Raw genomic sequence first — 12,388 nt, 5'->3', positions numbered from 1 at the left:
AACGCCGTAGCGCCGATGGTAGTGTGGGGTCTCCCCATGCGAGAGTAGGGAACTGCCAGGCATTAAATAAGTGAAGAAGCCCCGCACTGCCGTGCGGGGCTTTTTTACGTCTGTTATTTGCCACTTTAAGCTGAAAGAGTGACCTGTGAGTCTCTATCCGTAACCTCAATTCCCTCCGTTTTTTCCTGCTGAAGTGCCAGCAACCCACTGATTATTCGATAATTAGCGATGTAGGTCACAATAATAATCTCGGATTACACCGCCTTTACCTCCAGTAGACTTAAATGCTTTACTCACTCCTTTAAATGCTGTTGAGCAGCAAGGAACAGAGGTAAGGCATGACACCCACAAATAATAAAACTCAGACGGATGATACAAAGAAACGTATCTGGGCTATCGTCGGCGCGTCATCAGGCAATTTGGTTGAGTGGTTCGACTTCTATGTCTATTCATTCTTCTCGCTTTACTTTGCGCACATTTTTTTCCCACAGAGTGATGCCACAACTCAGTTATTACAGACGGCGGGCGTTTTTGCAGTAGGATTTTTAATGCGTCCGATTGGCGGCTGGCTGTTCGGCTATATTGGCGACAAACACGGCCGAAAAAATTCGATGCTGATTTCGGTCTGCATGATGTGTATTGGTTCATTGGTGATCGCCTGCCTGCCTGGTTATTCAACGATCGGTGTTGCTGCTCCGGTCATTCTGCTATTGGCGCGTATGTTTCAGGGATTATCAGTGGGCGGGGAGTATGGGACCAGCGCAACGTACATGAGCGAAGTAGCACTGGAAGGGCGTAAGGGATTTTACGCATCATTTCAGTATGTCACGCTGATTGGTGGCCAGCTAGCGGCGGTAATGACCGTAGTGGTACTACAATTTCTGCTCACTGATGCAGAGCTGCGAAGCTGGGGCTGGCGTATTCCGTTCCTCCTCGGCGCATTGCTCGCCATTGTCGCATTATGGTTACGACGTTCTCTGGAAGAAACTTCAGATAAGACGAGCCGCGAACATCGCGATGCGGGTAGCGTAATCGGGTTACTGCGCAATCATACCCGCCCCTTCCTGATGGTGCTGGGTTTTACCGCTGGCGGTTCCCTGAGTTTTTACACCTTCACCACATATATGCAGAAGTATCTGGTTAATACGTCAGGTATGGATCCTAAAACGGCCAGTGGTCTGATGACCGGTGCGTTGCTGGTCTTTATGCTGATTCAGCCGGTCATTGGTGCCCTGTCAGATAAAATCGGTCGCCGCACCTCGATGATGATTTTTGGCGCGGGCGCAGCCATCTGTACCGTGCCGATTCTGACCCTGCTGCAAAGCGTGCAGAGCCCTGGAGTGGCTTTCCTGTTAATACTGCTGGCATTGCTGATTACCAGTTTCTACACCGCCATCAGCGGCATTCTTAAAGCAGAAATGTTTCCGCCGCAGGTACGTGCATTAGGCGTAGGACTCTCCTATGCGGTAGCGAATGCGATCTTCGGTGGATCGGCGGAGTATGTTGCATTGCTGATGAAGCAACAGGGGATTGAGACCACTTTCTTCTGGTATGTTTCAACAATGGGCGCGATGGCATTTCTGGTGTCGCTGTTGCTGCACAAGCGCGGCAAGGGGATTAAGCTTTAACAAGGCTACTGACTCAAATTCCACAGGGCAATGCAGCTGGCAGCACCGGCGGCATCCCAGGCAAAATCTTTCCAGTTCCAGCTCCAGCTCCAGCCGCTGCCATTCGGCGGCTGTCATACCCCTCTTTTCCCGTCCCAAGACTTAACGAAAACAGGATACCGATAGTCTGGCTTTGCCGGTCAGAAAGGTGCTGACGCTGTCCATATTCACTGCCTGCAGCAGCTAAAGCTACACGACAAAGTGTTCCGCTTTATCCCGTCCGGTCCATTGGTCCTGCGCCATATGGGAGCATCCACTACACAACAGCACAGCAAGCAGCACAATTCGCATAGCAGATGCCTTATAGCAGGCGAGGATTAAAGAATACGGCTGATCAGGCGATCGATACGTATCCGGCGCAGACGGCGAATCAGTTTCCGCACTTTGGCCGGATAATCAGCAATACTCTCAAGCTCACGGAAATGGGTCACTATCGTGGTGTGCTGCCGGATTAATGTCAGCTCTTTCTCACGCTGAGCCGCTAATTGCTGATGAGGATCGTGGATTAGCACCGCATTTTCCAGATCGAGCCGCCATGCACGTGGATTGAGATTATTACCGGTAATCAACTGCCATTCGTCATCAACCCACATCCCTTTAAGGTGATAACTGTTCTCGCCATCCTTCCACAGTCTTACAACCAGCTGATCGGTCGTGACGTAATAGTGCAGACGGCTCAGAAATCGACGCAGATTGATTTCATACAGGTAAGGCAACGCGCCAATGATTTTGAACGGCTGATCGGGAGCAATATAGAAATCATTGGCCGTTTTATCACCGACAATGATCTCGACCTGTTTTCCCTGACGTAGAAGATGAATGATATTACGCACCAGCAAGGCGGGCAGGTTGAAGTAGGGGGTACAGATGACCAGCTTCTGTTCCGCACAGGGCATCAGATGGAAAATGGTTTTATTGAGCAGGCTATGCTTACCCAGACCGACCAGCGGGGTGACCGCCAGCTCATCATTGCCGGCATTCCCTTCAAACTGATAATTGAAGCCTCGCAGATCCTGGCGAAACTGGCGCGTCTCATTTTTAATTTCTGGACTTGAGGGGCGCTCAGCAAAATCGAGTCGGTTGACCGCTTCCGCTGGCTTCAGATTGTGCGTGATCCAGTCATACATGGTATCGGTCAGCTGGGAATTACGGATAACCTGGTAGCGGTCATAGCGATATTTATCATGCTGATGCAGGTAAACATCATTGATGCTGGCACCGCTATAGAGCAGCATATCATCAATAATGAACCCTTTAAGATGGAGCACGCCTAGCGCTTCGCGGGTATTGACCGGGATACCATAAACCGGGATGGCGATGTCGGCATATCGGGTCGCCATTTCGCAATACCAGTCGGCATTGGTAACGCCTCGCGCTGCACCGATTCGCCCGCGCTGCGCACGGTGCCAGTCAACCAGAATGGAGATATCCAGCTCTGGCCGCGCCAGCTTCGCACTATAAAGCGCATCCATGACGGCACGCCCGGCGTCATCGTTTTCCAGATAGAGCGCGACAATACAGATGCGGGTCTGCGCTGCCGCAATTTTCTCCAGCAATGTCTGGCGAAATTCGGCAGGCGAGTAAAGTGTCGACATATCCGCAACGGATTGTGACAGTTTGGGCAGCTGTGCGAGGTGTTGTTGGTGTTTGTTACGTTTAAATTTAGACAACATCACAGTGCACTTCTTCTCTGTTCATTGTATGGCCTTTTGCCATCAAATCAGGATTATAACCATAAATAATAACATCAACTCCGTCGATTCGAACGTTTTTTACCTTTCTCTACACAAGGTTAGTTGATCTCATTCTGTAAAGACAATTTCAGGCTGACAATACCGTCATCCAGTTGAACATCCACATGAAAATTGAGCTTTCGTGCCAGCGTAATCATGCCTCGGTTATGGGGCATGGTGATGCCGTTCAATTGTTGCAAGCCGTGATGTCGGGTATAGCGAATCATCTTTTCCAGCAGACGACGGCCCATACCTAACCCTTTCAGGTCGGAACGGACCAGCACCGAAAACTCCGCATCAAAGTTATCCGCATCAGAGATAGCGCGGGTTACGCCGATAATTTCGGGGCGTCCCTGATGCTGACGTACCGCCACAATCGCCATCTCGCGGTCATAATCGATCTGGGTCATATTGGCGAGATCGTCATGAGTAAACTCATTAATTTCACTGAAATAGCGGTAGTAAAGATCCTCTTTAGTTACCTGACTAATAAAATCACGCAGCAGGGGTTCATCCTCCGGCAGGATTGGCCGGAACAGGCAGAATTGCCCATCATTTAATTCCACCTGCTCTTCCAGATGTTGAGGATAAGGACGTATTGCCAGCCGAGCTTCATTATCACCGTGGAACGATGCCAGCGTCAGGGTGACATCCAGCAGGGTAAAATCATTGCCTGCCGCCAGCAGCGGATGGATATCCAGTCGCTGGATCTCCGGGCAATCTACTACCAGGTTAGAGACCTGCACCAGCAGCTGGCTTAAACCGGGGATATCCAGCGGGTTCAGGGCGCTGCGGCTACGAATTTTTCCGCTCTTAATTGCCTGAATTACCAGATAGCGTGCGAGCGTCATATTCAGCGGGGGCAGGGCAACGGCCGCCTGTTTATCGGCATGCCATTCAACACCGCCTTCTCCCAGCATAATGATTGGGCCAAACAGGGCATCCTGTTCAACCACGACCCGAAGCTCCTGTGCGCCTGCACGGCTGGCCATGCTCTGAACCAGTAACCCTTCGATACGTGCCTGTGGCAGCGTCTGTTTTACCCGATCAAAAATAGCCTCGGCGGCATGCTCCACTTCGCTGGCATTGCGCAGGTAGAGCATCACGCCCTGAACCTCCGACTTATGGGCGATATCGGGTGAACGCAGTTTCAGCGCCACCGGATAGCCAATCTGATCGGCAATTGCCACTGCTGCTGCGCTGTCGCTGGCGATCCAGGTTGGTAGCGTGGCCAGCCCATACGCCTGCAGCACCGGCTGCACTTCGTGGGTATCCAGCGTGGTAATACCGCGCTCCAGCGCCAGGGAAAGCAACTGATGAGCATGGGCGCTATCCTGGTTCAGCGTGGCGGGCAGAGCAGGAGTTTCGCGCAGTTGCTTCTGGTTACGCCGGTATTCAACCTGATGCATAAAGGCGGTCACCGTTCCTTCTGGCGTTCGCCAGGTTGGTATACCCGCCTGCGTAAAAGCACGACGCGCAGCCTGCGATGAGAACTCGCCGCTCCAGTTGGTCAGCAGAGTTACCCGCTTACCGCGCGGATGGCGGGCAAGGGTTTCGATCAGATGTGTGGCCGTTTCCGTTGCGGGTGCGACCGCGCTGGGCGCATGAATAATCATTAATGCATCAAGTTCATGGCTGTCGAGCAGGATCTCTGTGCAGGCGGCATAACGTTCCGCGGTGGCATCATCTTTTAAATCAAGCGGGTTGCCGCGACCCGCACCGGCTGGCAATAGCGCCTCAAGCTGCTGGCGAGTCTTGTCGCTGAGCTGCGCCAGTTTCCCGTTGCGGGTATAGAGCGCATCCAGCGCCAGCGCGGCGGGCGCGGCGCCGTTACTGATGATCATCAGCCGATCGCCACGCAGCGGCCGCATATGACTCAGCGACTCAACGGCGGAGAACAGCTCATGGGTATCCTGCACCCGCAGTAATCCGGCACGCTGGATGGCCGCATCCCAGGCGGCGTCCAGACCGCTGTGAGTGCCAAGCAGCGCCTGGGCTTCATGGCTGCGACCACTCTTGATCACCAGAATCGGTTTATTACGGGAGGCGCTGCGTGAAGCAGAAACAAAACGACGGGCGTCACTGAGGTGCTCAAGATAGAGCAGGATGGCGCTGGTTTTACCGTCGCGAGCCAGGAAGTCGAGCAGGTCATCGACATCGGTATCCAGACTGTCACCCAGCGCGATAAACCAGGAGAAACCGAGGTTGCGCTGCTGCGCCCAGTCAAGAATGGTATTGGAAACCGCTGCGGACTGGGAGATAAATGCGATACGGCCTTTCTCAATCGGCACCGGCGAGAAGCTGGCATTCAATCCTTGCCAGGGTGCCAGCAGGCCAAGACTGTTCGGCCCCAAAAGACGTATCTGCCACTGGCTGGCGCAGGCTTTGAGTTCAGCCGACTGGCTGGCGGGCGCAGAGAGGATAATGCAGGCTTTGCAACCTTTCTCGCCGAGCTGTTGCAGCAGTGCGACGTTACGTTTTGAGTGGGTGCAGATCACCGCCAGGTCTGGCGCGAAAGGTAAGCTATCAATGGTGGGCCAGGCCAGTACGCCGTTGACCGCTTTATACTTTGGCGTCACCGGCAACACCGGCCCGCTAAAACCACCCGCCAGCAGGTTACGCATCATAAAGTATCCGGCACGCCCTGGCGTAACCGAGGCACCAATTACTGCAATCGATTTAGGTCGTAGCAGTGCTTCCAGTCCGCGTTGGCTCATCTCGCCCTCCTGAGATCGGGATTTGCGTGATTGTAAACGCTTTTTGCTGGCAGTGCTTCCTGACAGATCGCAGGCTGAACATCCAGATCTTATGAATTGTCAGAGCAGGCTCTCTCCAGCCATAAGAAGAGGGGTGCGGTTAAGCCTGCCCGCAGTGATGCGGTTTTCCGGCCAGGTAGGCCGCGCGGAACTGGTCAAAATGGTGAGATAACGTCTCTGCCGCCCGCCGATCGCCCGCCTGCGCCAGCAGCGCCACGGCCACTTCAGCGGTACAATGCTGACCTTCGCCATGGGCTTCACGCAGCGTATAACGCGAAGGCGTACTGACATCCAGCGACATCACCGGCAGGGCGTCGAGCCAGGGGCTTTTGCGGAACATTTTGCGCGCTTCAGTCCAGGTACCATCCAGCATAATAAACAGCGGCGGCTTGCCGCGGGAGGGGGGCGTTGTCAGCACCTCGCGCCCGGGATCCGCATAGGCGGCCGGAAAGACCACCAGCGGCTGATAATCAGGATTGCGCACAGCTGCCAGCAGCATCGGATCCGGCTCGGTGCGTGACCAGCCAAAAGCCTGGGTATTTGGCAGAATATCGGCAATCAGGCGGCCGGTATTGCTCGGCTTCATTGGCTCGGTATCAAACATCACCAGACAGAAGCGGCTACGGGCAGACTGCTGCACGATCTGACTGCAGAGACAGTTGACCTCTGGCAACAGGCATGACTGGCAGCGAATGACTCGATTTCCGCGTGCGAGAAAAGGGCGTGTGGCACGGGCGAGACGTTGGGCGCGCAAGCGTAAAACAGCATTATCAGACATGAGTATTCAGGGCAGGAAAAACATCAGTGTAATCGAAGCGCAGGCTAAAAGGAAAAGGCCAGACAGGCTGGCCTCCGAAGATTATAGTGACTCATCCAGCCATTCATTAAAAGGCGCTTTAGGCATGGCACCATTCAGCATATCGACACGCTCGCCGTTCTTAAACAGCATGATGGTCGGGATACTGCGAATGTTGAAACGTGCGCTCAGAGCCGGTTCCGCTTCGGTGTTGACTTTAATAAAGCGAACTTTACCACTGCGTTCTCTGGCGACATCTTTAAACACCGGTGCAAAATTGACGCATGGGCCACACCAGGGCGCCCAGAAATCGATCACTACCGGCAGATCGTCCTGCAGATATTTATCAAAGTTGGCGCTGGTGGCATTCACTACTTCGCCATCGAACAGCTCATTTCCACAGCGACCACATTTCGCTACGTCGGCAAAGCGTTCGTCAGGAACGCGATTGGTTGCCTGACAGGAAGCGCATACCGTATTCATAGGAACCTCTGATGTTGAAAAGTGTCAGTCTGGTAAATATTGTCCATTATGAAAGGGGACGGATTCCCTCTCAATCTGGATTGCTCTATAGGTTCAATAGTTGATAGCTAAGCGCCAGCACATCAGGTAATCTGCGCGCTCTCAATGCAGGAGGAAGACATGAACGACGAATTTAAAGGCAAGAGCGGTAAGGTTAAGGTGATGTACGTGCGTGGCGAGGACGATAAAAGCGCGCGCGCGCCTAATCCTCGTACAGGCAAAGGTGGTCACTCTGCTGCCCGCCCGGATGATAATCGTCGTTCGTCTGGTCCCCGTACTGAACGCGGTCAGGAAGGGGAGCGCTCCGCTGGCCGTCGCAGCGACGACGCCGGTCGCCGCACTTCACCGCGCCGTGACGAAGGCGGTCGTGGCGCACCACGCCGTTCGGACGATGGCGCAGGCCGCCGCAACGATCGTGATGATAATCGCGGTGCCTATAGCAGCAGCGATTCCCCGTGGCGTACCGTCTCACGCGCGCCTTCAGCCGATCGTGCGGCATCGCCTGAGAGCGATAAGCCAGATCACGGCGGCATCAGCGGTAAGAGCTTCGTCGATCCTGAGCAAATCCGTCGTCAGCGTAATGAAGAAACACGCGTGTATGGCGAGAACGCCTGTCAGGCGCTGTTCCAGAGCCGCCCGGAAGCGATTGTTCGCGCCTGGTTCGTGCAGGAAGTGACGCCGCGTTTCCGCGAAGCGCTGCGCTGGCTCGCGGCTAACCGCAAAGCCTATCACGTCGTTGAAGATGCAGAGATCACCAAAGCGTCAGGCACTGAGCATCATGGCGGCGTCTGCTTCCTGATCAAGAAACGCATGGGTATGGCGGTTTCTGAATGGCTAAGCCAGGCGAATACCAAAGATTGCGTACTGGCACTGGAAGATGTCAGCAACCCGCATAACCTCGGCGCGATTATGCGCAGCTGCGCGCATTTTGGCGTAAAAGGTTTGCTGGTGAACGACGCTTCACTGCTGGAGTCTGGTGCAGCGGTACGTACCGCAGAAGGCGGAGCCGAGCATGTGCAGGCCATCAGCGGCGCAACCTTCAGTGAAGGTCTGGAAGCGTTCCGTAAAGCGGGTTACACCATCGTGACGACCTCTAGCCATCAGGGCACGCCGCTGGCGCAGGCTGAGCTGCCGGAAAAAATGGTGCTGGTTTTAGGGCAGGAGCGCGAAGGTCTTTCAGATACTGCTTTCAAGCAGGGTGACATGAGCCTGTCGATTGGTGGCACTGGCAACGTGGAAAGCCTTAACGTGTCAGTCGCAACCGGCGTACTGCTCGCCGAATGGTGGCGTCAGAATGCATAACAAAACGGGCCGAAAGGCCCGTTTTGTTGTGTAGCATCAGTGCGCGCCATCGCCACCGCCTGCGCCAAACGGCGGGCGGGCAAACCAGATCAGCACCAGCAGGATTAAAAAGACCCCCGCCGAAGCCCAGAAAATTTCATTCGCCGAAATAATCAGTCCCTGATTGGTAATCTGCTGCGCGATATAGGCCGACGCCTGCTGTTGCGTCATTCCCATGCTCTCCAGCTGGCTATACATCTGCTGTGAATTGACGTTGTACGGGGTGATCGACTCCGTCAGGTAGCTATGATGCATCGACTCGCGGTTAGTCCACATGGTGGTGGTAATCGACGTCCCTACCGAGCCTGCAAAGGTACGCATAAAGTTCGACAAGCTGGAAGCTGCGGCCAGTCGCTCTGGGGGTAATCCCGACAACGTAATGGTGGTCAGTGGCATAAAGAAGCAGGCCACGGCAAAGCCCTGGATAAACTGCGGCCAGGCTGAGGCACCAAAGTCCATTCCCGGTTCAAATGTATACGCGCGCCAGTAGAAGCAGACGGCATACATGATGAAGCTGAATGTGACCAGCCGTCGCATGTCGAGCTTATGGGCGAATCGACCAATGATTGGCGACAGGATAACCGGTAAAATCCCCACCGGTGCAGATGCCAGCCCGGCCCAGGTAGCCGTGTAGCCATACACCTCCTGGAGCAACTGCGGCAACAGAACGATCGAGCCAAAGTAGAGCATGTAGGCAAGACTGATGGATAAGCAGCCAATGGTAAAGTTGCGCGATTTAAACAGCGAAAGATCGACTATCGGATGATCATCCGTCAGCTCCCATACCAGCAGCACCGCCAGGGCGATGACGGCAATGACGGCAAGCACGATGATCTCCGTTGAGCTAAACCAGTCGAGCTCTTTGCCCCGATCCAGCATCACCTGCAGGCAGCCGATCCCCACGACCAGCAGCACCAGCCCGACCATATCGATCCGCCGGATTTCAGTTTTAGTTTCCCGGCCACGCAGCGTTTGCAACGTCAGTATCACCACCGCCACGCCAATCGGCACGTTAATAAAGAAGATCCAGCCCCAGTGATAGTTATCGCTGATCCAGCCGCCCAGTATCGGGCCACAGATCGGCGCGACGATCACTGTCATCGCCCACAGCGACAGCGCAACACTGCGCTTAGCGGGCGGATAGTTGTTGAGCAGCAGACTTTGCGACAGCGGAATCAACGGACCCGCCACAATCCCCTGGATGATGCGGAAGAAGATAAGCATTTCCAGGCTGTCTGACATGCCACAGGCCCAGGAGGCGATAGCAAACAGAATGGTCGCCCAGGTGAAGAGCTTCACTTCACCGATACGTTTTGCCAGCCAGCCGGTCAGGGGGATCGAAATCGCATTGGCCACGCCAAACGAGGTGATCACCCAGGTTCCCTGCGAGTTCGATGCGCCCAGGTTACCGGCAATGGTGGGGATAGCCACGTTGGCGATGGTCGAGTCCAGAACCTGCATGAATGTCGCTAGCGACAGCGCAATGGTCATCAGGACCAGCGGCATGCCTTCGAGCGGTTTTTGTGCCATTACAGCCTCCGCGTCATCATCCGGCGTTGGCGCGGACGATATCGGTGATCAGCTGATTGACCGGCGCAAGGTCAATCGCCAGGGCATTGCTGCTGTAAGCGGCTTGCTGACGGGCACGGGTGGCCAGCGCGCTACCCTCTTTACTGGTAGTATCGATTTTAACCAGCGTGGAAAGGCCAATGCGCAGCGGATGTCTGGTGATATCTTCCTGATTCAGTTCGATACGAACGGGCAGGCGCTGAACCACTTTGATCCAGTTACCGGTGGCGTTCTGTGCTGGCAGCAAAGAGAAGGCACTGCCGGTGCCCATATCCAGTCCCGCGACTTTGCCCTGATAAACCACTTTGTCACCGTAAATGTCGGCGACCACGGTAGCAGGCTGACCAATCCGCACACCGGCCAACTGGGTTTCTTTGAAGTTAGCATCGACCCACAGATTGGTAGCAGGCACTACAGCCAGCAACGGAGTGCTGGTGGAGATTTGCGAACCGACCTGTACGCTACGGCGGGAGACAAAACCCTCCATCGGGCTGCGAATTTCAGTACGCTGCAGCGCCAGCCAGGCGTCACGCAGCTCGGCCGCGCTCTGTTGTACGGCAGGCTGATTTTCCAGCGAGGTATTGAGGATCATCGCCTGATTGGCATTGTATTGCTGAATTGCCACGTCCAGCTGCGCTTTGGCCGTTGCAACGGCATCGCGGGCGTGCTGCAACTCTTCACGGCCAATCAGATTGGCAGCACCCAGCGGCTCACGGCGTTTCAGGTCGGCCTGTGCTTGCGCCAGAGCGGTCTGCTGCAGCGTAATGCTGGCCTGATACTGTTTGCCATTAATCATCAGCTGATGCGTTTGACGCACGCTGGTGGCCAGTGCCGTCTGCGCTTTTTCAAACGCCTGCTGCGCATCGGTCTTATCCAGTGAAACCAGCACGTCGCCTTTTTTGACGAAATCGGTATCTTCAAACCAGACTTTGTTCACACTACCGGAGACCTGTGCCATCACCTGCACCTGATTACCCGCAACGTAGGCGTCATCCGTTTCCTGAAAATGGCGCAGGACCAGGAACCAGTAAACTCCCCAGGCAATACCAATCAGCACAAAGATCAGCGCCAGCACAATGAGCACACTTTTGCGCTTCTTCTTTTTGCTGGATGAGGGTTGCGGGCTTTGTGCTTCTGCCGTTGCACTCATGACTTTCTCCACGTTTTCCATTTAGTCGGGCGGCAGACATCCTTTTCTGCCAGTGCCCGAGTCGAAAAAGCCAGCGACTGAGCGCTGGCCAGATAAAAAGGAAAGTAAAATAACGATTCCGACAGGTGATTGTGTCGCACTTATTGCTATTAGCGGGACAGCGAGGCGATTAGCTGATCTTCATCCATTTTATCAAGACGATTAAGCAACTTACGGGTGATGCCTTCCAGCTGGGACTTCTCATCGATAGACAGCGACGACCAGAGGTACTGCAGGCTCTGATGCTGAGGTGGCAGAAGCTGACGCAGGAACTCCATACCTTTATCGGTCAGATGCAGGTGCAGGCAGCGACGGTCATGATCGCTTTCGCGACGCTCAATCCAGCCGCGCTTTTCCAGCTCATCAGCAATGCGCGTGGCATTGGTGCGTGAAGAGCCAAGGGCAGAGCTGAGTTCAGAGGGCTGAATGCTGTGATTTTCCTGTGCATCCAGCGTAATCAACGCCATGAACAGGGTTTCATTAATACCCTGTGCTTTCAGCATCTTATTGCGGTTGTCCAGCAGTTTACCCTGCATATGCATACAGAGACGCGTCAGAATAATTTCCTGCAACGGAAAATCCTTATGGCGATTGGCACGGATGTTTAGCATCTGCTCAATGGGAGTAAACGAACTTTCCATTAAAAAAAACCTCACTAATTGCAACTTGTATAATAACTATGGTGACAGGGTAAGCGTAGTCACTTTTTGGCAGGTGGTCGCTGACAGATTCATACGCTGCACCATCAAAGGCATTCCAGGCCACTCCCTGGCCCTGGGTCAAAAACCCGTACGCCCGGCGGCAGTCGCTGTGCC

Annotated in this window: 9 protein-coding genes and 1 pseudogene; 2 read left to right on the top strand and 8 right to left on the bottom strand. The window is 54.5% G+C overall.

Features of this window, described 5'->3' with window-relative positions; genetic code table 11:
- Nucleotides 1-338 precede the first annotated feature (338 nt).
- Nucleotides 339-1,628, top strand: coding sequence for an MFS family transporter (locus WFO64_RS21825; protein WP_337014264.1), 1,290 nt, complete (start codon nucleotides 339-341; stop codon nucleotides 1,626-1,628).
- Between the two features lie 5 nt (nucleotides 1,629-1,633).
- Here the strand turns inward: WFO64_RS21825 and WFO64_RS21820 are convergent.
- The 5 genes and pseudogenes from WFO64_RS21820 to trxC form a co-directional block, all read right to left on the bottom strand.
- Nucleotides 1,634-1,958, bottom strand: a pseudogene (locus WFO64_RS21820) (YfiM family lipoprotein).
- Nucleotides 1,959-1,984: 26 nt separating this feature from the next.
- On the bottom strand, nucleotides 1,985-3,340 hold the full coding sequence (gene pssA / locus WFO64_RS21815) for a CDP-diacylglycerol--serine O-phosphatidyltransferase (RefSeq protein ID WP_337014267.1): 1,356 nt from the start codon (nucleotides 3,338-3,340) through the stop codon (nucleotides 1,985-1,987).
- Nucleotides 3,341-3,459: 119 nt separating this feature from the next.
- Nucleotides 3,460-6,117 carry a bifunctional acetate--CoA ligase family protein/GNAT family N-acetyltransferase gene (locus tag WFO64_RS21805; protein WP_337014262.1) on the bottom strand — a complete coding sequence of 886 codons (2,658 nt, stop codon included), beginning with the start codon at nucleotides 6,115-6,117 and terminating at the stop codon, nucleotides 3,460-3,462.
- Between the two features lie 139 nt (nucleotides 6,118-6,256).
- Complete coding sequence (locus WFO64_RS21800) at nucleotides 6,257-6,934, bottom strand: tRNA-uridine aminocarboxypropyltransferase (protein ID WP_337014260.1); 678 nt, start codon at nucleotides 6,932-6,934, stop codon at nucleotides 6,257-6,259.
- A gap of 81 nt (nucleotides 6,935-7,015) precedes the next feature.
- Nucleotides 7,016-7,435 (bottom strand): thioredoxin TrxC, encoded by a 420-nt coding sequence (gene trxC, locus WFO64_RS21795; protein ID WP_337014258.1) that lies wholly within the window; start codon nucleotides 7,433-7,435, stop codon nucleotides 7,016-7,018.
- Nucleotides 7,436-7,594: 159 nt separating this feature from the next.
- Between trxC and WFO64_RS21790 the strand changes: the two genes are divergently transcribed.
- A complete protein-coding gene (locus WFO64_RS21790; protein WP_337014256.1) occupies nucleotides 7,595-8,776 on the top strand; it encodes a tRNA/rRNA methyltransferase in 1,182 nt (393 codons plus the stop codon).
- Between the two features lie 36 nt (nucleotides 8,777-8,812).
- On the opposite strand, the gene emrB is transcribed toward WFO64_RS21790, so the two are convergent.
- The 3 genes from emrB to mprA all read right to left on the bottom strand — a co-directional run bounded on the left by emrB (nucleotide 8,813) and on the right by mprA (nucleotide 12,214).
- On the bottom strand, nucleotides 8,813-10,345 hold the full coding sequence (gene emrB, locus WFO64_RS21785; protein WP_337014254.1) for a multidrug efflux MFS transporter permease subunit EmrB: 1,533 nt from the start codon (nucleotides 10,343-10,345) through the stop codon (nucleotides 8,813-8,815).
- A 16-nt stretch (nucleotides 10,346-10,361) separates the two neighbouring features.
- Nucleotides 10,362-11,534, bottom strand: a complete 1,173-nt coding sequence (gene emrA, locus WFO64_RS21780; protein WP_337014252.1) for a multidrug efflux MFS transporter periplasmic adaptor subunit EmrA — start codon at nucleotides 11,532-11,534, stop codon at nucleotides 10,362-10,364.
- 149 nt (nucleotides 11,535-11,683) lie between these two features.
- On the bottom strand, nucleotides 11,684-12,214 hold the full coding sequence (mprA, locus tag WFO64_RS21775) for a transcriptional repressor MprA (RefSeq protein WP_337014250.1): 531 nt from the start codon (nucleotides 12,212-12,214) through the stop codon (nucleotides 11,684-11,686).
- Nucleotides 12,215-12,388: the final 174 nt, after the last annotated feature.

It is taken from the genome of Pantoea sp. AS142 (assembly GCF_037152305.1).
In the GTDB taxonomy this organism is placed as follows: Bacteria; Pseudomonadota; Gammaproteobacteria; order Enterobacterales; family Enterobacteriaceae; genus Pantoea.
The sequence above is the reverse complement of the archived record's forward strand: the minus strand, read 5'-3'. Positions and strand labels throughout refer to the sequence as shown.